The 23,607-nt window shown below is 55.1% G+C and carries 24 protein-coding genes; 4 read left to right on the top strand and 20 right to left on the bottom strand.

The genetic code is table 11. The features are described 5' to 3' along the window. The first annotated feature begins 346 nt into the window (after positions 1-346). Both nudK and VGM55_RS03925 read left to right on the top strand, forming a co-directional pair. Entirely contained in the window at positions 347-922 is a 576-nt protein-coding gene (gene nudK, locus VGM55_RS03930) for a GDP-mannose pyrophosphatase NudK (protein ID WP_154187795.1), read from the top strand. A gap of 144 nt (positions 923-1,066) precedes the next feature. Beyond that, complete coding sequence (locus tag VGM55_RS03925) at positions 1,067-2,110, top strand: DUF1176 domain-containing protein (RefSeq protein ID WP_154187794.1); 1,044 nt, start codon at positions 1,067-1,069, stop codon at positions 2,108-2,110. A gap of 51 nt (positions 2,111-2,161) precedes the next feature. On the opposite strand, the gene tkt is transcribed toward VGM55_RS03925, so the two are convergent. Beyond that, positions 2,162-4,162, bottom strand: a complete 2,001-nt coding sequence (gene tkt, locus VGM55_RS03920) for a transketolase (protein WP_154187793.1) — start codon at positions 4,160-4,162, stop codon at positions 2,162-2,164. A gap of 18 nt (positions 4,163-4,180) precedes the next feature. Beyond that, entirely contained in the window at positions 4,181-5,131 is a 951-nt protein-coding gene (gene tal, locus VGM55_RS03915; protein ID WP_154187792.1) for a transaldolase, read from the bottom strand. Between the two features lie 256 nt (positions 5,132-5,387). Here tal and maeB point away from each other — a divergent pair, with 256 nt between their 5' ends. Further along, positions 5,388-7,667, top strand: a complete 2,280-nt coding sequence (gene maeB, locus VGM55_RS03910; protein WP_331634632.1) for an NADP-dependent oxaloacetate-decarboxylating malate dehydrogenase — start codon at positions 5,388-5,390, stop codon at positions 7,665-7,667. A 58-nt stretch (positions 7,668-7,725) separates the two neighbouring features. Here maeB and VGM55_RS03905 read toward each other — a convergent pair whose 3' ends face one another. The 18 genes from VGM55_RS03905 to amiA form a co-directional block, all read right to left on the bottom strand. Continuing rightward, on the bottom strand, positions 7,726-8,055 hold the full coding sequence (locus tag VGM55_RS03905; protein WP_154187790.1) for a DMT family transporter: 330 nt from the start codon (positions 8,053-8,055) through the stop codon (positions 7,726-7,728). Between the two features lie 17 nt (positions 8,056-8,072). Then, entirely contained in the window at positions 8,073-8,483 is a 411-nt protein-coding gene (locus VGM55_RS03900) for a DMT family transporter (RefSeq protein WP_154187789.1), read from the bottom strand. Between the two features lie 24 nt (positions 8,484-8,507). Further along, positions 8,508-9,185 (bottom strand): hypothetical protein, encoded by a 678-nt coding sequence (locus VGM55_RS03895; RefSeq protein ID WP_331634631.1) that lies wholly within the window; start codon positions 9,183-9,185, stop codon positions 8,508-8,510. A 12-nt stretch (positions 9,186-9,197) separates the two neighbouring features. After that, a complete protein-coding gene (locus VGM55_RS03890) occupies positions 9,198-9,818 on the bottom strand; it encodes a phosphate propanoyltransferase (protein WP_154187787.1) in 621 nt (206 codons plus the stop codon). Further along, on the bottom strand, positions 9,815-10,309 hold the full coding sequence (locus VGM55_RS03885) for a BMC domain-containing protein (protein ID WP_154187786.1): 495 nt from the start codon (positions 10,307-10,309) through the stop codon (positions 9,815-9,817). The genes VGM55_RS03890 and VGM55_RS03885 overlap by 4 nt, the downstream gene beginning before the upstream one ends. Before the next feature lie 13 nt (positions 10,310-10,322). Then, entirely contained in the window at positions 10,323-11,270 is a 948-nt protein-coding gene (cutD, locus tag VGM55_RS03880) for a choline TMA-lyase-activating enzyme (protein WP_331634634.1), read from the bottom strand. Positions 11,271-11,326: 56 nt separating this feature from the next. After that, the gene (cutC, locus tag VGM55_RS03875) at positions 11,327-14,716 is read right to left on the bottom strand and encodes a choline trimethylamine-lyase (RefSeq protein WP_331634630.1); all 3,390 of its coding nucleotides are present in this window, start codon (positions 14,714-14,716) and stop codon (positions 11,327-11,329) included. A 23-nt stretch (positions 14,717-14,739) separates the two neighbouring features. After that, a complete protein-coding gene (locus tag VGM55_RS03870; protein ID WP_331634629.1) occupies positions 14,740-15,894 on the bottom strand; it encodes a 1-propanol dehydrogenase PduQ in 1,155 nt (384 codons plus the stop codon). A 15-nt stretch (positions 15,895-15,909) separates the two neighbouring features. Continuing rightward, complete coding sequence (locus VGM55_RS03865) at positions 15,910-16,167, bottom strand: EutN/CcmL family microcompartment protein (RefSeq protein ID WP_154187783.1); 258 nt, start codon at positions 16,165-16,167, stop codon at positions 15,910-15,912. A gap of 22 nt (positions 16,168-16,189) precedes the next feature. Further along, positions 16,190-17,797, bottom strand: a complete 1,608-nt coding sequence (locus tag VGM55_RS03860) for an acetaldehyde dehydrogenase (acetylating) (protein ID WP_331634628.1) — start codon at positions 17,795-17,797, stop codon at positions 16,190-16,192. A 53-nt stretch (positions 17,798-17,850) separates the two neighbouring features. Beyond that, a complete protein-coding gene (locus tag VGM55_RS03855) occupies positions 17,851-18,129 on the bottom strand; it encodes a BMC domain-containing protein (protein WP_154187781.1) in 279 nt (92 codons plus the stop codon). 14 nt (positions 18,130-18,143) lie between these two features. Continuing rightward, the gene (locus VGM55_RS03850) at positions 18,144-18,428 is read right to left on the bottom strand and encodes a BMC domain-containing protein (RefSeq protein WP_154187780.1); all 285 of its coding nucleotides are present in this window, start codon (positions 18,426-18,428) and stop codon (positions 18,144-18,146) included. A gap of 17 nt (positions 18,429-18,445) precedes the next feature. Beyond that, positions 18,446-18,724 carry a BMC domain-containing protein gene (locus VGM55_RS03845; protein WP_001540796.1) on the bottom strand — a complete coding sequence of 93 codons (279 nt, stop codon included), beginning with the start codon at positions 18,722-18,724 and terminating at the stop codon, positions 18,446-18,448. Between the two features lie 418 nt (positions 18,725-19,142). Continuing rightward, positions 19,143-19,661 carry a FidL-like protein gene (locus VGM55_RS03840; protein ID WP_154187779.1) on the bottom strand — a complete coding sequence of 173 codons (519 nt, stop codon included), beginning with the start codon at positions 19,659-19,661 and terminating at the stop codon, positions 19,143-19,145. Continuing rightward, complete coding sequence (locus tag VGM55_RS03835) at positions 19,658-20,455, bottom strand: winged helix-turn-helix domain-containing protein (protein WP_154187778.1); 798 nt, start codon at positions 20,453-20,455, stop codon at positions 19,658-19,660. The genes VGM55_RS03840 and VGM55_RS03835 overlap by 4 nt, the downstream gene beginning before the upstream one ends. Before the next feature lie 33 nt (positions 20,456-20,488). Further along, positions 20,489-21,055: a TetR/AcrR family transcriptional regulator gene (locus tag VGM55_RS03830; protein WP_154187777.1), complete on the bottom strand. Its 567-nt coding sequence runs from the start codon at positions 21,053-21,055 to the stop codon at positions 20,489-20,491. 120 nt (positions 21,056-21,175) lie between these two features. Next, positions 21,176-22,078 carry an oxygen-dependent coproporphyrinogen oxidase gene (hemF, locus tag VGM55_RS03825; RefSeq protein ID WP_154187776.1) on the bottom strand — a complete coding sequence of 301 codons (903 nt, stop codon included), beginning with the start codon at positions 22,076-22,078 and terminating at the stop codon, positions 21,176-21,178. A gap of 5 nt (positions 22,079-22,083) precedes the next feature. Next, entirely contained in the window at positions 22,084-22,956 is an 873-nt protein-coding gene (amiA, locus tag VGM55_RS03820) for an N-acetylmuramoyl-L-alanine amidase AmiA (protein ID WP_154187775.1), read from the bottom strand. Positions 22,957-23,172: 216 nt separating this feature from the next. On the opposite strand from amiA, the gene VGM55_RS03815 reads away from it, so the two are divergent. Continuing rightward, on the top strand, positions 23,173-23,598 hold the full coding sequence (locus VGM55_RS03815) for a GNAT family acetyltransferase (protein ID WP_154187774.1): 426 nt from the start codon (positions 23,173-23,175) through the stop codon (positions 23,596-23,598). The last annotated feature ends 9 nt before the right edge of the window (positions 23,599-23,607 follow it).

The raw sequence follows: 23,607 nt of genomic DNA, 5'->3' as shown, positions 1-23,607 counted from the left end.
ACCCAACTCAGGCGGGGTTGAGCTGCCGGGAGCAGCGAAAGAGAGCGATCGTCGGGAACGAATCGCGAACGACCCCGAATGTTTGGGTGATGGCCGGTGGGTTTACCGCTTCAGCGGCGATGAGCTCGCCGGGCGCCGGGGGTTGTCAGGGGGCATGGCGTAATGCCACCTGACACGTTCACCGTTTGCAGTGGTGACAGAAATAAATGATGTTACGGTGAACGGAAAAACTGCAAACTAATATATTCCCACTCGGAACACCCCAAAAAACACACCTACCGCCACGCGACAACGCTCACAGAACGGCATATGATTATCGGCTCCCTTACCACCTTGTGGAGACCGTATGTCGCTACGTATTGAAGTCATCAAAGATAAAGTCCTCTCAGATAACTACTTCATCCTGCGCAATATTACTTATGATCTGTCTCGTAACGGCGCCGAAAGCGTGCGTCACAAGCGCGAAGTCTATGACCGCGGCAACGGCGCGACCATCCTGCTTTATAACCGGGAAAAGAAAACCGTGGTGCTGACGCGCCAGTTCCGCGTCGCAACCTGGGTGAACGGCAATACCGACGGGCGACTGATTGAAGCCTGTGCCGGGCTGCTGGACGCCGACGAGCCGGAGGTTTGCGCCCGCAAAGAGGCGATGGAGGAGACGGGCTTTCAGGTGGGGGAGGTTGAAAAAGTCTTTGAGCTGTATATGTCTCCCGGTGGCGTGACAGAAATCGTCTACTTCTATTTGGCGGAATACAGCGACACCCAGAGGGAAAGCGAGGGCGGCGGCGTAGAGGATGAAGATATCGAAGTGCTGGAAATGCCCTTCAGCCAGGCGCTGGCGATGATGCGTAAGGGCGACATTCGCGACGGTAAGACGGTGATACTGTTGCAACAGTTACAGTTACGCAATGTCATGGATTAATATTCTGTAAAATCATAAAATTAACATTTTTAATATTGGCATAAATCTATCCGACAAATCTGATTGAGCAGGCTGTCTCTGGAGCCGAAGATACGTGACATTATCGTACGTTTTTCACGCTTCGCTTCTTAGGGTCAGCCTTTAATGTCTTATCGGATCTCATTCCTGCTTCTGCTCACTTTGCTTGTGGCAAACGCTGCAATGGCCGCTCCGGCGCAAAAGCAGTTTTCCGACTGGCAGGTGACCTGCAATAACCAGAACTTCTGTAGCGCCCGTAATACCGGGCTGCATCAGGGGCTGGTGATGACGCTGTCCCGCGGTGCAGGTGCACGCAATGACGTTAATTTGCGCATCGACTTTGGCAACCTCGAGAGCGCCGATGTCAAAGTGCCGCCTGTTGAACCGCGGCTCAGGTTGGACGGTGGGCCGCTGGTTCTTATGCAAAATGAGTGGAAAATCACGCCCCATCATCTGATGACCAACAACGCGGAGGCGATTAATGCCCTGCTCAACGCGATAGGTAACGGCGATAAAATAACGCTTGCCGGCGGGGTTGGGGTTATTTCACTCAGCGGGCTGAAAGCGGCGCTGCTGTTTATCGACAGCCAGCAAAAGCGTGTTGGTAGCGAAACCGCATGGATCAAAAAAGGTGATGGGCCGCCTCTCAGCGTGCCTCCCGCTCCTGCATTAAAAGAAGTCACACTTCCCGCAACGCCGCCCGCGCCATTCTCCCATGATGAACTTAACGATCTGCTGGATTTCGGTACCTGGCGCATGAATAACAGCCAGTGCTCGCTCGACCCGATGCGGCGTGAAGTCAGGGTTTTCCCGCTTACCGATGATAAAGCATTGATGCTGACCAGCTGCGAAGCGGGGGCCTATAACGTAGTGGATTTAGCGTGGGTAGTTTCACGGCAAAAGCCGTTCGTTGCCCGCCCGATTCGCCTCAGGCTGCCGTTTATACCCGATAGCGGCATCACGGAGTTGGAATTAATGAACACCGGGTTTGATGAGCATAACCGGGAGCTAACGACGCTGTCTAAAGGCCGTGGGAGTGGGGATTGTGGGGTGGCAACACGCTGGCGTTATGACGGGCAACGCTTCCGCCTGGTGCGCTTTGCCGCCGAGTCCGCCTGCGATGAGTGGCATAAAGCGGGGGGCTGGCCGACGCTGTGGGTAACGAAATAGGCTCAAGGCACCGAGGTTGCCGGGCCTGAAGCTGGCCCGGCTGAGGGGAGGTTATTTTTTTCCGAGTGCTTTTTTCGCCGTTGCCACGATGTTCTCTACCGTAAAGCCGAAGAACGGGAACAGCTTCCCGGCAGGGGCGGACTCACCGAAGGTTGTCATGCCGACAATGCCGCCCTTAAGGCCGACATATTTGTACCAGTAATCAGCAATGCCGGCTTCCACCGCCACGCGGGCCCGCACTTCATAAGGCAAGACTGACTCCTGATACACCTCATCCTGGGCGTCGAAAACGTCGGTGGACGGTATCGATACTACGCGAACCTTGTGTCCCTCTTTACCCAGCACCGCTGCGGCTTCGACGGTTATCTCTACCTCCGAGCCGGTGGCAATCAGGATGATGTCCGGCTTGCCGTCGCTGTCTTTCAGAATATAACCCCCGCGGCCGATCGCTTTCAGCTGCTCGGGCGTACGATCCATCTGGGCAAGATTCTGGCGAGAGAGGATCAGCGCCGTTGGCCCGGTCTGGCGTTCGAGCGCGGCTTTCCAGGCGACGGCGGCTTCAACCTGGTCACAGGGGCGCCAGGTGCTGAAGTTTGGCGTAAGTCTCAGGCTGGCCAGCTGCTCAACGGCCTGATGGGTTGGGCCATCTTCCCCAAGCCCGATGGAATCATGGGTATAAACCATGATCTGCCGGGCCTTCATCAGCGCCGCCATACGCGCCGCGTTGCGGGCGTATTCGACAAACATCAGGAAGGTTGCGGTATAAGGAATAAAGCCGCCGTACAGCGCAATACCGTTGGCGATGGCGGTCATGCCGAACTCGCGCACGCCGTAGTGAATATAATTCCCGGAAGTGTCCTCTTTAATCGACTTCGAGCCTTTCCAGATGGTCAGGTTACTCGGGGCGAGGTCGGCGGAGCCGCCAAGCAGCTCCGGCAATATCGGGCCGAAGGCGTTAAGTGTATTTTGCGAAGCCTTACGGGTCGCAATCTTGTCCGGATTAGCCTGCAGTTGTTCAATATACTGTTGGGCGGTTTTCTGCCAGTTTTCCGGCAGTTTGCCTTCGGTACGGCGTTTAAACTCGGCGCTAAGGGTTGGATGGGCTTTAGCGTAGGCGGCAAACTTCTCCTTCCAGCGGGCCTCCGCTTTCTCTCCTGCCTCTTTAGCATCCCAGGCGTGATAAACCTCTTTTGGGATCTCGAAAGGCGGGTATTTCCAGCCCAGTTTCTTGCGCGCCAGGGCCACTTCTTCTTCTCCAAGCGGCGAGCCGTGGGCCTCTTCTTTGCCCGATTTGTTTGGCGAACCAAAACCGATGACGGTGCGGCAGATAATCAGCGAAGGTTTGTCTTTAACGCTCTGCGCTTCTTTGATGGCTTTTTTAAGCGCTTCCGGGTCGTGGCCGTCTATCTCATGGATCACGTGCCAGTGATAGGCTTCGAAGCGTTTTGCCGTGTCGTCGGTAAACCAGCCGTCGGTTTCCCCGTCGATGGAAATCCCGTTGTGGTCGTAGAAACCAATCAGCTTACCCAGGCCCAGCGTACCGGCAAGGGAAGAGACCTCATGGGAAATCCCCTCCATCAGGCAGCCGTCGCCCATAAACACATAGGTGTAATGATCAACAATGTCGTGGCCGGGTTGGTTAAACTGCGCGGCCAGCGTGCGCTCGGCTATCGCCATCCCCACGGCGTTGGCTAACCCCTGGCCAAGCGGGCCGGTGGTGGTTTCCACACCGGGGGTATAGCCCACTTCCGGGTGGCCTGGGGTTTTGGAGTGAAGCTGGCGGAAGTTTTTCAACTCCTCCAGCGGCAGGTCATAGCCGCTCAGGTGCAGCAGGCTGTAAAGCAGCATCGACGCATGGCCGTTCGATAAAACAAAGCGGTCGCGGTTGGCCCAGTGCGGGTTAGACGGATTATGTTGAAGAAAGTCATTCCACAACACTTCGGCGATATCGGCCATGCCCATTGGCGCACCGGGGTGACCGGAGTTGGCTTTCTGGACCGCATCCATACTCAGGGCGCGAATGGCGTTGGCAAGCTCTTTACGTGATGACATGTTTCACTCCAGGTCTTGTTAAAGTTTGGCGGCGAGCAGATCTTCCAGTTTTCGTTGGTCTACGGCGAACAGACGGATCCCTTCGGCCAGTTTTTCGACGGCCATAGCGTCCTGATTATGTTCCCAACGGAATTCAGCTTCACTCATTGGCGTTGGACGGCGGAACCCTTGCGAATGAGGGATCAGTTTACGCACAACTTCTTCTTCGCTGTCCTGCAACTGCTGCAGCAGGTTTGGCGCGATGGTCAGCCTGTCACAGCCCGCCAGCGCAAGGATTTGCTCGGTGCGGCGGAAGCTGGCACCCATAACGATGGTTTCATAGTTATGTTGCTTGAAATAGTCGTAGATATTGCGCACCGATTTCACGCCCGGATCCTCTTCCACTACGTAGGGATCCATCGGTTTGCGGGCCTGATACCAGTCGTAAATACGGCCCACGAACGGGGAAATCAGGAAGACGCCGGCTTCCGCACAGGCGCGAGCCTGAGCAAAAGAAAACAGCAGCGTCAGGTTGCAGTTGATGCCTTCTTTTTGCAGCTCTTCTGCCGCGCGGATCCCTTCCCAGGTTGAAGCCAACTTGATAAGGATACGGGACTTATCGATCCCTTGTTCCGCGTACAGCTCTACCAGGCGACGAGCCTTGCTGATGCTCTTTTCTTTGTCATACGACAGACGAGCATCCACTTCGGTTGAAACGCGCCCCGGAATGCTTTTCAGAATTTCCGCACCCACATTGACCGCTAGTTTGTCACTCGCTTCGGCCACTATCTGCTCTCTACTGCCGCCACGTTTCTTGCCGTAGGCCAGGGCGTCGTCAATAAGCGGTTGATATTGCTCAAGTCCTGCGGCTTTTAACAACAGCGAAGGGTTGGTGGTGGCGTCTTCAGGCTGGTAGTGGCGAATGGATTCGATATCACCGCTGTCGGCAACGACAGTGGTGTACTGTTTAATACTGTCTAGCTGATTCATTACTATCTCCTTGAAAAGCAATGTCTTACCTGAGCGTTCCGTGTCGCTCACCGTGAAAAATCACTCTTTGCCTAACCCAAAAGCATAGCAGATGGGGAGCTGTTACGGGGTGGCCGCTAACATCGGTTCTATAGTTAGCTAACAATAATTACGCCTAATCTTAATAGTATGGCTACCTTCAAAGTTTGCGAAACGTGCCCGCGTGATACTACGTGGCTGACGTAACAATAAAGAAGACCGAAAAAGGAACGATGCAATGGATGAACAACTGAAGCAAAGTGCCCTCGATTTCCATGAATTTCCGATCCCGGGGAAAATCCAGGTTTCTCCGACCAAGCCCCTTGCCACCCAGCGCGATCTGGCGCTGGCGTATTCACCGGGCGTAGCGGCACCTTGCCTTGAAATTGAAAAGGATCCGCTGGCAGCCTACAAGTACACCGCGCGCGGCAACCTTGTTGGCGTGGTGTCTAACGGTACCGCAGTGCTCGGGCTGGGTAACATTGGTGCGCTGGCGGGTAAGCCGGTGATGGAAGGGAAAGGCGTTCTGTTTAAAAAATTCGCCGGTATCGATGTCTTCGACATCGAAATTGATGAGATGGATCCGGACAAGCTGGTCGACATTGTTGCCGCGCTGGAGCCAACCTTCGGCGGCATCAACCTGGAAGATATCAAAGCGCCTGAGTGCTTCTACATCGAGCAGAAGCTGCGCGAACGCATGAACATTCCGGTGTTCCACGACGACCAGCACGGCACTGCGATTATTTGTACCGCGGCGGTGCTTAACGGCCTGCGCGTAGTGGAAAAGAACATTTCCGACGTGCGGCTGGTGGTGTCTGGCGCGGGAGCTTCCGCTATCGCCTGTATGAACCTGCTGGTTGCGCTGGGCATGCAGAAACACAACATCGTGGTTTGCGACTCTAAGGGCGTTATCTATAAAGGCCGCGAAGAGAACATGGCGGAAACCAAGGCCGCCTATGCCGTGGAAGACAGCGGCAAACGGACGCTGGACGATGTGATTGAAGGTGCGGACATCTTCCTCGGCTGTTCCGGTCCGAAAGTGCTGACCCAGGAAATGGTGAAGAAGATGGGCAAAGCGCCGCTGATTCTGGCGCTGGCTAACCCGGAACCTGAAATTCTGCCGCCGCTGGCGAAAGAAGTGCGTCCTGAAGCGATCATATGTACCGGCCGTTCCGACTATCCGAACCAGGTAAACAACGTGCTGTGCTTCCCGTTCATCTTCCGCGGCGCGCTGGACGTTGGCGCCACCGCAATTAATGAAGAGATGAAGCTTGCCGCGGTTCATGCCATTGCGGAACTGGCCCACGCCGAGCAGAGCGACGTTGTGGCCTCCGCCTACGGCGAGCAGGAACTGACGTTTGGCCCGGAATACATCATTCCTAAGCCTTTTGACCCGCGTCTGATCGTCAAAATTGCGCCTGCGGTCGCGAAGGCGGCGATGGACTCCGGCGTGGCCACGCGGCCGATTCAGGATTTTGATGCCTACGTCGAGAAGCTGGCCGAGTTTGTCTATAAAACAAACCTGTTTATGAAGCCTATTTTCTCCCAGGCGCGCAAAGAGCCGAAGCGCGTGGTACTGAGTGAAGGGGAAGAGGCTCGCGTGCTGCACGCGTCGCAGGAACTCATCACCTTAGGGCTGGCGAAGCCTATCCTGATTGGGCGCCCGAGCGTCATCGAAATGCGCATCAAAAAGCTGGGCCTGCAAATTCAGCCGGGCAAAGATTTTGAGATCGTGAACAACGAGTCCGATCCGCGCTTTAAAGAGTACTGGAACGAGTACTACAACATCATGAAGCGCCGCGGGATCACTCAGGAGCAGGCGCAGCGGGCGGTGATCAGCAACACCACGGTGATCGGTGCGATCATGGTGCATCGCGGCGAGGCGGACGCCCTGATTTGCGGGACGATCGGCGAGTACCATGAGCACTTCGACGTGGTGGAGAAGCTGTTTGGCTACCGCGAAGGCGTGAAAGCAGCCGGGGCGATGAACGCGCTGCTGCTGCCGAGCGGCAACACCTTTATCGCCGACACCTACGTGAACGATGACCCAACGCCGGAAGAGCTGACGGAAATCACCTTGCTGGCGGCGGAAACGGTGCGCCGCTTCGGCATCGAGCCGAAAGTCGCGCTGTTGTCCCACTCCAACTATGGCTCATCTAACAGTAAAGCGGCCTGCAAAATGCGTAAAACGCTGGAGCTGGTACGCGAGCGTGCGCCGGAGCTGGAAATTGACGGTGAGATGCACGGGGATGCGGCGCTGGTCGAAAGTATTCGTCATGAGCGCATGCCGGACAGCCCGCTGAAAGGTTCGGCCAATATCCTGATCATGCCGAACGTTGAGGCGGCGCGTATTAGCTACAACCTGCTGCGTGTTTCAAGCTCTGAAGGGGTGACCGTCGGGCCGGTACTGATGGGCGTGGCGAAGCCTGTTCACGTGCTGACGCCGATAGCCTCTGTGCGCCGTATCGTGAATATGGTGGCGCTGGCCGTGGTGGAAGCGCAGACCGCTCCGCTTTAATAGGGGGAGTCTGAAGAAAAGCACGAGGCTTGCCTCGTGCTTTTCTTTTTCCTGCGTTTTACATCGTGGAGAAGGCGTTCATTACGATGCCGCCGCAAATAATAAGCACCATTGAGAAGATGGCCGGGAAGTCCGGGCGTTGCTTATAAAGTATCATTGAGCAAATTGTTACCCCAACAATGCCGAATCCGCACCATAGGGAATAAGCAACCCCTACCGGGATAGTGCTCATGGCCCGCGTCAGGGCGAAGTAGCACAGCGAATAAGCGCATATCACCAGCACCGAAGGCCCCAGTTTGCTGAACCCGTTGGTTTTCTTAATCATCGAGGTGCCGGTAATTTCTGAGCCGATGGAGAGCGCCAGCCATAAAAAGCCTAGATTAAACATAGATGCATCCTTTCAGGTTAATGGGCGACGTGGTTATTGAGCGGAGCGGCGCCGTCAGGCGGCGTTTCTGTTGGCTCTTCGCTGCCCATTTTGGAGAATAAATTCATAATAATGATGCCGCTGGCGATGATGACCATCCCGATAATGGCCGCCATATCCGGATGCTGGCCGTAAAACAGCATACCCAGCGTAGAGACCATCAAAATACCGGTGCCGGACCAGGTGGCATAAGCCAGACCGACGGGAATATCTTTGACCGCGCGGGAAAGCGAGTAGTAGCAGATGCAGTAGAGTACGACGATCAGCGCCAGCAGCAGCGTTTTGGTCATCCCTTCGCTGTTATCGAACATTTTTAGCGTCGACGTTGCCGAGGTTTCGGACAAAATAACCAGCAGCATCCATAGCCAACATTTTGTTTTAGAAGACATAAGTTAAACTCCAGGGGTTACGATTTAAGGTAAGGTTCTTTTTTCTGTTTTTAAAAAATCGACGGCGGCATCGGTAAGCTGCGCATTGGGTGCTGAGGCCAGCGCAGGATTATTCATTATGTCTGTGACAGTGAGATAACGGCGTGAGCCGTCGGCCTTAGCCGCTGCCGCCACGTCTGAGCCAAGCCTTTCCAGTAGCTCATTCATCGTGCATAACGCGACGCCTATCTCCGCTACTTTGGCCAGTGTCGCTTGTATATGCGCGCCGTAGGCAGATTGCGCCCGTGCGCCGCGCAGCTGGTTCAGTTCGCTGTTGGGATCGCAGTGATAGCGCAGAGCCAGAACCGGTAGACCAATGAGTAATGCGTCGTGCAGGCGCCTGGCTATCGGGCTTTGCAGCGTACCGTTCACCAGCTCTGCCGCCAGCGAGTAGTCGAGAAACGGCAACACCAGCGCCCGCCACTGCCCCTTCGGCAAGGTGTGCTGCCATTCGCTTGGCAGAAGCGTTTTGCCTGCCGTCTGCCATAGCCCGGCATCGCTTATCCCGTCTTCCAGCGCGAGGGTCAGAGGGTGGCCGCACTCTGCCAGACGATGGCGAATTTCGTGGCGATATCCCTCGGCGTGCGTGACAAGGACCAGCACCGGCGGACGCAGGCGCTGGAGGATCTGTTGCACCAGACTGTCAATTTGCTCCTCGGTCATGGTGAACCTCCGTTAACCCAGCAGAATGACCTGCGCGCCGTTTTTCAGTCCGGCAGCATTGGCCTCTTCGGTATCGATGTGGAATTCCAGGGCGAAGTCGTCGCGTACCCGTACCACCACTTCATCGAAGGTCAGTTGGCGTTCGCCCTGGCTGCGCACGCTGACCTTTTGTCCATTGGAGACGTTTAGTCGGCGAGCGTCCTGCGGCGGCATATGGATATGCCGCCAGGCGCAGATGACCTGAGAGTGCAGTTCCACGTGGCCTTTCGGGCCTATCAGTAGCGCGCTGCCGGAGTTCTCCAGCTGGCCTGATTCGCGAACCGGCGCTTTTATTCCAAGGGTAAAGCAGTCCGCACGGGAGATTTCCAGCTGTGAAACAGGACGAGTCGGGCCGAGTACGCGAACGTTGGTGAGTGAGCCTTTTGGGCCGACTACGGTGACGCACTCCTGGGCGGCAAACTGCCCCGGCTGGCGCAGGGGCTTAAGCGGCGTCAGGGCATATCCCCGTCCAAACAGGGTTTCAACATCCTTCTGCGCCAGGTGGATATGGCGGTTCGAGATACCTACCGGAATGACCGGGGTAAAAGGCGTCAGGCGGCTGATAATTTTTTCACGTAGCAGAGCGTCGATCATGCCTTCTTCCCTTTCTTCGTCGTGGTTTTGTCATCTTTGTTGCCCGTCACCTGAGCGGGGGAAGAGGGGGGCAGAGATGTGGAAGCCTGAGGCGATGGCGTCGGTTTGGGATCTGGCGCGATCTCAGGCTTTTGCGCCGTTTTTTGCTCCGGGATAGGCTTGAGTGCAGGGGCCGGGGCAGGTTTCTGAACCAGCGCTTTCGGGCTTTTTAATGCATCACGCCCCTTTAGCGTGCGTAAGGTTGCCACCACGCTTTGTTCCGGGCGGGCAATGACCAGAGAATGCACGCAACGGTCCGCGCCGATGGCGGCGACGCCGCACTCTACCGCGGTATGGATAGCGCTGATTTCCCCTTCGAAGCAGACGCTAACCAACCCCGAACCTACTTTGCGGTAACCCATGCAGGTGACGCCTGCGGCTTTACAGGCGGCGTCGACGGCCTGAATGGCGGCGACTAATCCTCGCGTTTCTATTACGCCTAAACTTTTCATTGTCGGCTCCTGTTTAATGGCGAACTAAGCGAATATCAAAATCAAATTGCGTAAAAAACGTCTCCAGCCGATCTAATTCTTCGACGGAATAAGAAGGGTCTTGAGTAATGGGATAAGGCATATCCAGACGTTCATATTTTTTGCGCCCCAGCTGGTGGTAGGGCAGCATATCTATACGGCGGATATTTCCGCGCTTTGCCAGTTTTTGCACATAATCAATTGCGCCGGTAATAGCATCCCAGGAATCGTTATATCCGCGTACCAGCGGCATGCGGATAATCACGTTGGCACCGGAATCCACCAGCCATTCTAGATTGCGGCGAATACCTTCATTGCCGATACCAAAGAGTGCTTTATGGTGTTCACTGTTAATTTGTTTAATATCGAATAAAAATGTGTCGGTGACCGGGGCGAGTTTTTGATAATTAGCCAGCGGCGTAGTCCCCTGTGTTTCTATGGCCGTATTTAGCATCATCTTTTTACACTCACTAAATAGCGCGACGGCAAAGTCTGTTTGCAGGCTCATTTCGCCACCGCCGATAGTGACGCCGCCGCCGGACGAGAGATAAAAATCATAGTCCTGCATGATAATTTCCATTAACTCGCTGACGGTGACATCTTTGCCCATAATATCCAGCGCATTTTGGGTACAAATCTCTTCGCACTTACGGCAGCCAATACAGTCTTTATTACGATTAACGAAATGCTTCATTTCGCCATTTTCTTCCGCCCGATAATGAATACCCGCCGGGCAGACGTTGACGCAGTCACCACAGTTAATACATTTATCGTGAGAGAACATGACCTGAAACTGGCTATTAAGCCCTTCCGGGTTAGCGCACCACGGGCAGCGTATATTGCAGCCTTTAAAAAAAACCAGCGTGCGAATTCCATCGCCATCATAGATAGAGTATTTTTGAATATTGAATATTCGCCCGGTTAATTCTTGTTTTGCGCTCACAGATACCTCCAGAAAAAACGATTGGACATCCTTGTCCAAAAGCGTCCTTGTTTTGATCAGAACTTCTCAATGACCGTACGGCTGATAATTTCATCCTGAACCTCTTTACACAGCTCAACGAAGTAGGCGCTATATCCCGCCACGCGGACGATCAGGTCACGGTATTTCTCCGGCTCCAGCTGGGCCTTTTTCAGCACTTCATTATCGACATAGCTGAACTGCATCTGGCCGTTGCCGAGAATCGACGCCGCGCGCAGCAGAGTGATCAGGCCGTTGCGCCCTTCCGGGGTATCCAGCAGCCCCTTCAGGAACTTGAAGTTGTGCACCATGCCGATATTCATGGTTTCAACGTTCATCTTGCTCACGGATTTTATGATCGCCGTCGGACCCTGTTTATCCGCGCCCTGGGTTGGGCTGATACCGTCGGACAGCGGCATCCAGGCGAGTCGGCCATTAGGCGTGGCGTTCGTTAGCTCACCAATCGGCGTGTTGTTGGAAATCGACAGGGTGCCGTGGCTGAGAGTTGAGTAGAGCATTTTGTATTTACGGCACTCTCTTTCCGTCCATTCGGTGATATCCAGCGCATACTGGTCGACATAGTTATCGTCGTTACCGTATTTAGGCGCATTCAGGCAGTCACGGCGCAGGCCTTCATGGCCTTCAAAGTTAGCCAGCAGGGCGTCGCGGATTTGCTCCAGGGTGTATTTTTTGTCTTCATATACCAGCTTGCGGATAGCGGCCAGGGAGTCGACGTAGGTCGCCAACCCGGAGAAAATCAGCCCCGGGCCATGGTTAACGACGGCACCGCCGGCGGCGACATCTTTACCGCTTTCCATACAGCCTTCGACCAGCAGCGACATCAGCGGTTTTGGCGCGACATCCCGGTGGACGCGCTGGCTGATGACGGTCCCGATCGCGGACAGGCGCACGATATGGGCAATTTGTTGCTTCACCGCCGCGTCGAAATCATCGAAGGTACGCAGGTCGCGCAGGTCGCCGGTATCCAGACCCTGATAGCTGTCGAACAGCACCATTCGGCCACGGTTGAGAACGAACTCGATGGCGATGGGCCACTGGGTATACCCCGTGGAGGTCCACTGATAAATGCGGCCTGACTTCTGGGGTTCGACGCAGCCCATCAGGCAATAATCGCGGGCGTCTTCGAAGTCGAACCCTTTACGCAGCATCATTTTGATATGGGAGTCATCGAAGTGGCAGGCCGGGAACCCCATCCCCGCTTTTACAACGTCAACGATCTTTTCCATGTACTTCTGCGGCGACTGGTTATGAATACGGCAGGCCAGAGAAGGCTGGTAGACTTTAACGAAGCGTACGGCATCCATGATCAGGTAAGTCAGGTCGTTACAGGCATCGCCGCCGCTGCGCTTCTGGCCACCGACGGTGAGGTTGATAAACGGCTGATACCCGGCAAAGTATTTCGCCCCCAGTTCGCTGGACATCCACATCAGTTCGGCGCATTTGATGATAAATGCCTGCATCATCTCCAGTGCGTCCTCGTGGGTCAGACGGCCTTCGCGGATATCGGCTTCAAACATTGGGTAGCAATATTGGTCAACGCGCCCCAGCGACAGGCCGGTCTGGTTCTCTTCAATTTCGAACAGCGATTCGACGGTCCAGATGCTTTGCAGCGCTTCCTGCAGCGTTTTTGGCGGATTCGCCGGAACATTCTGGTTAACTTCTGCGATGGTCAGTAGTTCGGCGCGGCGTTGAACATTTTGCTCAACGGCGGCCAGTTCACGGGCGTGTGCGGCGATGCGATGCGCGTAGTTAATCACCCCTTCGCAGGTTTCAATCGCCGCTTTGTAGTAGTAGATGCGATCGATATCTTCCGGGTTTTCCATACTTAGTTGGTCAAGATGCGCCTGGGCATCGGCTTTAATACCGTTCATCCCTTTGGTAAACAGCAGAACGTCATAGCCCGGGCAGGTGTCGCCGCCGCCGTTAATCTGGTGGTAAGAGAGGTCGCTGACGAAGGTTTCGCCGCTGAATGCCCACACCCCGGCTTCGCGGTATTGGGCTTCGCAAATCTCGTCCAGCGAGCGGCCTTCCCAGAACGGCACGATCTCTTCGCGAATGGTCTTTTTATCGGCCTCGCTGATCTCAAACGGATCCTGTGGACGGGTGCTCATGGTATCGAGTTCGTCTCGCACCCAGCGCCAGGCGATATCCGGTGAGAAGGCACCGGCGCGTGCTTTACCGCAGGGGTGGCCGACAATCAGTTCATCGTCCTGAATCAGAATCGGTGCGGTTTCGCAGGCGCGGCGGAAGGCCTTAGCGCGCAGCAGAATGGTGGGCATACCCGGATTGGCTTTTACCACTTCGGTGAAGGCCAGGGCGCGATAAATAGAGACGCTTGGGCGAGCGGTCAGGTAGTGGCTACGCAGGCGCTGCATGCGCGGGGTTAGGCCTTCAACCGCTGGCGTCTCGCTACAGGCGGCAAACGGTATGCCCGATGCCTGCTGTGCGCCGTGGAACAGGCGTACCGGAAGGTTCAGGGCGTTCAGGTTACGGTATGCACTGAGGAATAGGGCGGAGAGTTCATTAATAACTACGCTGTCATCAAGGCTGGCACCGCGTGGCAGGGCGTCGAACATGGGGTAGCCATCAACCTTACCGGCGGGACGGACCTCACTGAGCTCTGCCAGTTTAAACCACAGGCATTCGACAATCTCATAAGCCTGCTGCGGTGCCAGCGTGCCGCTGTCGATATCGCGTTGGTACCAGGGCATCAGGGCTTTATCGGCCCCTTCCGGGTTAACCGCGTAGCTGCCGTTATCCAGGTGCAGCGCAAGCTGGAACAGATAAAATGCCTGGCAGGCTTCTTTAAAGTTACGTGCCGGATGGGCCGGAACGTGATGCAAAATAGCGGCGCTATCTAACAATTCGGCTTTGCGGTAAGCGTTGTTTTCAGCGGCGGCAAGTTGTTCGGCGCTGTTGGCCAGATTTTGCGCCAGCGCCAGCAGGGCATCACAGGCATAAATTGCCGCGCGACACCCGTTCACTTCGTCCATCCCGCTGCGGCTGACGGCGCTGCCAAGCGTGCGGGTCTTTTCTTCCAACTGGTGCTTAATCGCCAGCACGCCTTTATCCAGGATCATCCGGTAATCCGGTGAATCCAGATTGTCGTTGAGGTTAAGGAACTGGAACACTGACGGGCGCTGTACGGCGCTTTCATCGTGGAAAATCGCCCCGTGAGGTTTACGGGTTTGATCGCCGACAATCAGTTCGTCGGGGGAGATGCATAGCGGTAGCTGACGCATCAGCTCATAGAAGCGGTGCGCGGGTTTGACGGCGGCAGGAACGCCTGCAACAGCGCCGTCAATGGCATGTAGCGTGGTAGCATGTTCAGTACACAGGGTACTTTTATTCGCGAGTAAACGTTCCGCCAGCACTTTGACGCGTGGCGTTAAGCTGTAGTGTGCCATGAGGTTCTCCTGATAATTTTTTATCAATAGCCCTGTTCGGGATTGCCGGCCCAGGCGCGGCGATAAAGTTCGGTTAATGCGTTGGCGTCCGGGACCCGTGGGTTGGTTGGGGTGCAGCTATCGCGCAGCGCCTGAGCCACCATCTCCGGCAGTCGCTGTTCAAACTCGGCGCTGTCAACGCCGGTATCGCGAATGCCTGCGGGCATGACCATTTCATCTTTCAACGCCTGAATCGCGACCAGCAGACTGGCAACGCCCTGGCGGGTACTGTCAGCGGGCAGTTCCAGCAAATGCGCCAGCCGGGCATATTTGCGGGCCGCCTCGGTATCACATTGCCCCTGATAGTCCGCGTTCCATGCCACCACATCCGCCATTAGCAAAGCATTGGCACGCCCGTGCGGGACGTGAAATACGCCCCCCAGTGCGTGAGCCAGACTGTGGGTAATCCCTAAAGAAGCGTTGGTAAATGCCATTCCCGCCATGCAGGAAGCGTTGTGCATTTTTTCCCGCGCCTGCAGGTTGTCGCCGTTGCGCCAGCAGAGAGGCAGGTGAAGGAAGACCTGCTGCACCACCTTCTCTGCCAGCGCGTCGGAAAAGTCACTGGCATGGCGGGAGACGTAGGCTTCCAGCGCATGGCACAGGACGTCCATACCGGTGTCTGCGGTGATGGCCGGCGGTACGGAGGCCACCAGGGAAGGGGCCAGAATGGCGATATCCGGCAACAGCGACGGATCCACCAGCACCAGTTTTTCGGTGTGGGCTTTCACCACGGAAAAAGCGGTGACTTCAGAACCGGTACCGCTGGTTGTCGGGATAGCCACAAAGCAGGGGCGCTGGCGGGCGGTATCGACGCGGGTCTGCGCCAGGGCGAAAATCACCGCTTTGGCGGCGTCAATGACCGAACCACCGCCCAGCGCGATAACAACGTCCGGATAATTGGCGTCCATCAATTTCATACCGCGCACCAGGGTGGCGATATCCGGATCGGCCTTTACGTCATCCCAAATCTGGAACGTAATGCCGCGCTGGTGCAGAACCTGAGTGACGCATTCGGTCAGGCCAAACTTAACCATTGCCTGGTCGGTAACCAGCAGCACGTGACTGGCGGGGAGATCGTTCAGGATCGCCAGTGCGTCCTGACCGAAGCAGATCCGGGGTTTCAGCAAAAATTCACTCATTGGATTATTGACTCCTTAAGCGTCCCGAAACACATTCTCGACAATGGCGACCACCGACATGGCTTTGTAGCGTTCTTTATTGAGCGCTAAGTACTCTTCGGCCAGTACGATGTCGTGCATGCCTGCGCCGACGCTATCGACGGCGACCCAGGTTTGGTCCTTCATGGGCTGCTGGTTGTCATCTAATTGGGTGATCAACAGCAGATTGCTACCGCGTAGCTCATCGCATTTCTGCGTGGCGACGACATGTCCGGTTACCTTTGCGAGAATCATTTTATCGCCTTATATCAATGTGTTACTTGCCAAGCTGCGCCAGCGCCTGGCGGATGACGCGTTCCACATTTTGTTCGCTGATTTCTTCCCCGTTCGTGACGACTGCGCCAGCCAGGAAGCGGTTATCTCCCGCGGTATCGTCGGCGAGCATGGGCTTAGCCGTCGCTGGCTCGGCGAAGCGCGCGTCGTCGAGGATGCTGCGGTTTGGGTTATCCGTCGGGGGAGCGATCGTCGGCTGGGAGGGCTGGTGGCTGCCTGGGGCGCGCAGTTCATCAATCGAACGTACGCCGTAGCCCACTTTGCGGATATTGAGCAGGTTCATAGGGCCGACATTATCGGAACTGGATCCCCCGCCCACGGCACCGCAGCCGAGGGTCAGGGCCGGCGTAATGTTGGTTGTGGCACCAATACCGCCCAGCGCCGCGGGCGTATTGATTAAAATACGGTGGACCGGTTTTTCCAGGCTGAACTGGCGAATCACATCCTGGTTACGGGTATGGATCACCAGGGTATGGCCCAGTCCCTCGTTGGTCAGCAGCGTCATCACGCGTTGGCAGGCGGCTTTCCAGTCTTCTTCGACGTATAGACCGAGAACCGGGCACAATTTTTCACGTGAGTAGGGATTGTTGTGCGAGACGGTATTTTGTTCGGCAATCAGCACACGCGTGTCTGCGGAGACGCAGAACCCGGCAAGCTGGCTCAGGTAGAGCGCGCTTTTGCCTACGGTTTTTGGATTAATCGTGCCGTTAGGGCGAAGCAGCAGAGCCGCCATTTTTTCGGCTTCGCGCTCGTCCATGAAGTGTGCGCCCTGGGCAAGCAGTTCCCGGCGCACCTCGTCGTAAATGCAACGTTCAACGATGATTGACTGCTCGGAGGCGCAAATTACCCCGTTATCGAATGTTTTACTGGTAATAATGTCTTTGACGGCCTGGTGAATATTGGCGCTGCGTTCGATAAATGCCGGGCCGTTGCCCGGTCCGCCGCTGATGGTTGGCGTACCGGAGGCATACGCCGCGCGTACCATGCCCTCACCGCCGGTAGCCAGAATCAGCGAAACGTCTTTGCTGTGCATTAGCTCTGAAGTGGCCTCCAGCGTCAGTTCGGTAATCGCGCTTACGCAACCGACGGGAGCGCCTGCGGCTTCGGCGGCGCGTTTAACAATCTCAACGGCTTTCCAGCTGCACTGGCGTGCGCCCGGGTGAGGGGAGAAAACAATCGTGTTCCCGGCTTTCAGGGCAATCAGCGTTTTGTAGATAACGGTTGAGGTCGGGTTGGTCGACGGCACCAGCGCACAAATCACGCCCAGCGGCACGCCCACGTCCATCACTTTTTTTACCGGATCGTCATGAATGATGCCGACGGTCTTGATATCTTTGATGGCGTCATAAACGCGCAGCGAGGCAAAACGGTTCTTCAGCACTTTGTCCTGCCAGTTACCGAAGCCCGTTTCCTCTGAGGCCATTTTCGCCAGCGCTTCGGCGTGATGCGCCGCTTCCTGGGCCACGTTTTTTACGATGGCGTCGATTTGCTGCTGTGAAAAAGTCGCCAGGATCGCCTGTGCCTTTTTCGCGCTGCGCACCAGATCTCTTGCGTTCTGGCGGGACTGCAAATCATTATCCAGTTCAATCATGAGGGTATCCTTTATCAGGCTAAAAGAGTGGGGACGGGGCGCGCCCGCTCAGATCACGCTTTGTGCTGCGCCGCGATTTTTTCGATATCGTTATGGGGCCGTGCAATAACGCGAGACGTCACTACCTCACCGATGCGTTTTGCCGCTTCCACGCCGGAGTCCACCGCCGCTTTTACCGCCCCGACATCGCCTTTCACCATCGCGGTAACCAGCCCGGAGCCGACGTTTTCATAGCCAATCAGCTCGACGTTGGCGGCCTTGCACATTGCATCTGCCGCTTCAATACAGGCCACCAGACCTTTGGTCTCAATTAAGCCAAGTGCTTCTTTCATTTGGTTTTCTCCGGTTATTCCGCGATTTTGTAATGCGAGATGATTTTGTTGATGTCGTTATGCGGACGGGCGATAACCAGCGAGGTCACCACTTCTCCAATGCGCTGCGCGGACTCCACGCCGGAATCCACCGCCGCTTTTACCGCCCCGACATCGCCTTTCACCATGGCGGTGACCAGCCCGGAGCCGACGTTTTCATAGCCAATCAGCTCGACGTTGGCGGCTTTGCACATTGCATCTGCCGCTTCAATACAGGCCACCAGGCCTTTGGTTTCAATCAGACCTAATGCATCACCCATTTGCGTTCTCCCGGCCTCTAGGCCTTGTGTTTTATGACGATTTTGTTGATGTCGTTATGCGGACGGGCGATAACCAGCGAGGTCACCACTTCCCCAATGCGCTGTGCGGACTCCACGCCGGAATCCACCGCCGCTTTTACCGCCCCGACATCGCCTTTCACCATGGCGGTGACCAGCCCGGAGCCGACGTTTTCATAGCCAATCAGCTCGACGTTGGCGGCTTTGCACATTGCATCTGCCGCCTCAATACAGGCCACTAACCCTTTGGTTTCAATCAGACCTAATGCGTCACCCATTGCGGTTTCCTCCTCAAATAGGGTCTTGTGAAGATGAAAGAACGCCGATGTATCAGCCTTGCCGTAGCGCATTGGCGTTCGGTGTTCACTATAGGTTTCTAAAATTAAAATAAAATTTAAATTTGTTATTATGTATTTTTAGGTTTTTTATTCTTTAAATTAGATTTTTTTAGCCTTATTTTTATGTGTTTATGCTGATAAGCGGAGGGCGATTGCATTACCATAGCGGCGATAAAAAAGGGAAAAGTGGAGGATTTAATGATGTTGATAATTTGCTAAAACCAGGAAGAGATCAGGTAATAAAACCACTTTAAATATGTGGTTTTTGTCAAATGTTCAACGCAGTAAGGCAGGTGGACGAAGCGCGTTAAGTCAAAGCTAAATGGAGAGATCGCTGATAAAGGTGAGATTTGTGAGGTTAGTCAAATTTACTGCCGGGCTTGAGGGTGCAGATGAAGAGCGGTGAGTTGATTGAGTTAAGCAGTAGCGCTTTGTCATTCAGGCGCTGGGCGTTAAGGAACAGGCCATCGTGGCTGTCCGACATTTCACGCATAAAATAGTCGAAAATGACATCCGGTGACTGGTCGATGGATGATGCGCTGGCTTCCCATTTACCGATTCTGTAATGCCGCTCGGTGGGGGAGATACGCTTACTGGTCCAGGTGAATTTTACATAGCGCTGCAGGTAGAGCCACCCGGCTTCGGAATCCGTGTATCCTTCGACCACGATCGAACCGCTGCCGCCGGGAGCAAAATTAAAATGAATGCTGCCATTCACGTTCTCGTCCTTCATATTTTCAAAATGCATGATCGCCTTAGTTGAGCAGTTCATACTGCCCGCATCGGCGCCAGGCAGCAGTCGCCATGCGCAAAAGCCTGCAACCAAGGTAAATATTGATGCGGAAAGCAGGAAGGTGGTACGCGGTGGAAGTTTCATTGCGGTTTCCAGGAGTAGTAGAAATAGTTATCGCAATAGCTAAACGCATTGTCTGAATGTCTGGCGCAATGCGCCAGGAATACTCGTCCCAGGCCGTTGGTTTGTAATTTGTCGCCATAGAAAAAAACCAGCGGCTCACCGGGCTTACAGGCCAGCTTCAGGTGCTGGCGCACGGCGTCAAAGTTTTTAACGTAAGTGTTTTTGACCACGGAGCTGAGCATATCGTCACTGGCCAGCAGTTCGCACTGGCCGTGGGGAATAGGGGTAAGGCTAATGGGACGAGGTTTTTCTTTTCCCACCAGCGTCAGGGCCAGCAACAGAAGGGCGATCAGTAAAAGGGCCGCGCTGGCCATATACCAGCACATGCCGCTCTGATGCGTACCAAAGCAAGAGACGGTTTCTTCGGTGGGGCGGGGTGGGGCTTCAGCAGGCTGGCTTTCCTGGGTTATAGGGGCGGGATCGGGATCAAGCTTCTCGATACGCAGGTCGGGATTGAGCTGCAAATTGCCGCGGGAAATGGTCAGAATGACGTGATCGATCTCATAGCGGCGCAGCGTTTTACGCAGCATGCTCAAATATTGGTTCAGGTTCGCATTCGATGAGGTTAACCCATTATCATCCCAGACTTTTTTGAGTACCTCATCCCGGCTGACAACGTCGGTATGGCGCAAAAAAAATGACAACAGAGCGTTGGCCGTTGTCGAGAGTTGGGTCTCCGGAGCGCTGTCGCCCGGCAGCGTCAGGGAGCCGTCGCTGGTATCGTAAATCACGCAGGCATTGATGTTGTAACGCATCGCTTATTCCCCGCTCCACATCCTTATGTGTATTCATGTCGGAAGCGTCATTGCGCTCAGTTGGAAAACCAGCGACCGGCGATGTTCCGCGCCCATGGTACGCCCCTCCGTGAGTTCTGACAGCCAGATCCCATCCGCCGCGTAGCGAACCAGCGTCCCGGTCGGGCCGTTATCCAGTTCGTCGCCCTGTTTCAAATGCCCGAGCATCCAGTCACGCCAGCACTTTCTCAGCACGGGTTCATCCGGCATTGCCAGCGAGAGCACCATAAGCTGGCGGCTTTCATAGGTATCCGTCAGATCTGCGAGATAATTTAGATAGGCGCGTGTAAACCGCCCGTGCGCGACGTTGTCGCTATGCATTAACGCGGTAATGGCTTCTTCCATTACGGCAAGCAGCCGTTCAAACAGCGCAAAAATCAGCGTCTGCTTGTTGGGGAAGTGGTGCAGCAGGCCCCCTTTGCTGACCCCGGCTTCCCGGGCAACCGCATTGAGTGAAAGTGCGGCAATACCGTCTCGCCCGGCGATCGTGGCGGCAGACTCCAGTAATTGCTGGTGAAGGCGGGTGGGGTTCTTTTTCCGATGGATGGATTCTGTGCTCATGAATGAACCATACCGTCTGGTCGGTATGATTCATGTTGATCGCGATCAAGGGGGGCAGGCTGCGGCTCTCTTTTGTCGTAAGAGTGTGTATCGTTTCACATTTTACGGCGCGCCGGTGGGTTAAAGCCAATCTTTGATCTTTATAAACTCATTCAGGGCGGCCTCCGGGCTGCCTTCTTCTGCCCGGTAGTCATACTCCCAGCGCACAAGCGGCGGCATCGACATTAAAATCGATTCGGTTCGCCCGCCGGTTTGCAGGCCAAACAGCGTGCCGCGATCCCACACCAGGTTAAACTCCACATAGCGCCCGCGGCGGTATAGCTGGAAGTCGCGCTCGCGCTCGCCAAACGGCGTCTCTTTGCGGCGTTCAACGATCGGCAGATAAGCGTCCAGATATCCCTTCCCAACGGCCTGAATAAAGCGGAAGCCATAGTCGAAGTCCGGCTTGTTCAGATCGTCAAAGAACAAGCCGCCGATGCCGCGCTGCTCGTTGCGATGCTTAATAAAGAAGTAGTCGTCGCACCATTTTTTATAGCGCGGATAGACTTCCTCGCCAAAAGGCTGGCAGAGGTCGCGGGCGGTACGGTGCCAGTGAACGGCATCTTCTTCAAAGCCGTAGTAAGGTGTTAAGTCGAAACCACCGCCAAACCACCACACGGGCTCAGAGCCCGGTTTTTCAGCAATAAAGAAGCGCACGTTGGCGTGGCTGGTGGGGACATAAGGATTATTGGGATGAACCACCAGAGAGACGCCCATGGCCTGGAAACTTCTTCCCGCCAGCTCCGGGCGGTGCGCCGTTGCGGATGCCGGCATGGCATCGCCGTGGACGTGGGAAAAGTTTACTCCGGCTTGCTCAAATACCTCACCGTTGCGTAGCACCCGACTGCGCCCGCCGCCGCCGCCTTCGCGCTGCCAGTTATCTTCCTGAAAGGCGGTGCCATCGATGGCGGACAGCTGCTGGCAAAGGGTGTCCTGCAGGGAAAGCAGGAATTGCTTTACGGCGTGGATATCGGGCTCAGTCATAAAAATTAACGCTTCTTACCGTGAACTTTGTGATTATCAAACCAGTTGAAATAACTCATCACCCCGGAGGCAATGGCGGTGGCAATCTTCTGGCGGAAGGCCGTGGTGCCGAGCAGTTTTTCCTCGCCCGGGTTGGTGATAAATGAGGTTTCAACCAGCACCGAAGGAATAGACGGAGACTTTAGCACCACGAATGCGGCCTGTTCCGTGTTGCGGCTGTGCAGCTTATGCACGGGCTTAATCTGCTTCAGAATATGCGAACCGAGCGTCAGACTATTTTTGATGGTGTCGGTCTGAACCAGGTCAAACAGAACCTGCTGCAGGTAGTGATCTTTGTCTTTCACTTTGCTACCCGCTACGTCATCCGCGGCGTTCTCTCGGTCAGAAAGGTATTTTGCCATGGCGCTACTTGCGCCGCGGTTGGAGAGGGCAAACACCGATGCACCGGCGGCGGTAGGGCTGGTAAAACCATCCGCATGGATCGACATAAACAGATCGGCACCGTGCTTGTGGGCTATCTCTACGCGATCGTAAAGCGGAATAAATTCGTCAGTGGTGCGCGTCAGTCTGGCGTCGATCCCATTGCTGCGCAGAATGCTGCGCACGTTTTTGGCGATCGCCAGCACCACGTGCTTCTCTTTCGACCCGTTGTGGCCGATGGCACCGGTATCGATGCCGCCGTGGCCCGGATCGAGCATCACGATGCGGCGTGAACTGGTTTTTTTAGCCGGTTTACTGTGCGAGTTTGTGGCTTTAAGCGCTTTTGTTTCTTCCTTTGCCAGCGCTTTGTTGATGCCGGTTAGCGTTAATGCCGCTAAACCCGTGAGCAGGACCTGGCGGCGCGTCGTAAGTTGCGTTAGCGATTTAATTTTGCTCATGCGGATGAATTATTTATCTTATGAAGTCCAGATGGAAAGTTATAACGTATCGGCACCAGGCAAACGACACTCTAAGGTCAGAAATGTTTATCCATTCGTTTCATTTAATGACTGACTGGGGATTATGCCATTTTTTTATGGTTTTTGCGGCAGTTATTGGCTTAACGAACGGTTGCCGCCATAATCAACTTTTTACGGTTTAAGGGGTTTAATACCATGGAAATTCGCGTTTTTCGCCAGGAAGATTTCGAAGAGGTCATCACCCTTTGGGAGCGTTGCGACTTACTGCGCCCATGGAATGACCCGGAAATGGACATTGAACGTAAGCTGCACCACGATGCGGACCTGTTTCTGGTAGCCGAAGTTGGCGGTGAAATCGTCGGCTCACTGATGGGCGGCTATGATGGCCATCGCGGTTCTGCCTATTACCTCGGGGTGCATCCGGAGTTTCGTGGCCGGGGAATTGCTAACGCTTTGCTGAACCGGCTGGAAAAAAAGCTTATCGCTCGTGGCTGCCCGAAGATCCATATCCTGGTGCGCGAAGAGAACGATCTGGTGATCGGCCTTTATGAAAAGCTCGATTATGAGCATCAGGACACCATTTTGCTCGGCAAGCGGCTGATTGAAGATCAGGAATACTAATTTTCAGAT

It is taken from the genome of Cedecea sp. (assembly GCF_036500665.1).
Taxonomy (GTDB): domain Bacteria; phylum Pseudomonadota; class Gammaproteobacteria; order Enterobacterales; family Enterobacteriaceae; genus Cedecea.
Note: the sequence above shows the minus strand (reverse complement) of the source record. Positions and strands in the feature narration are given on the sequence as shown.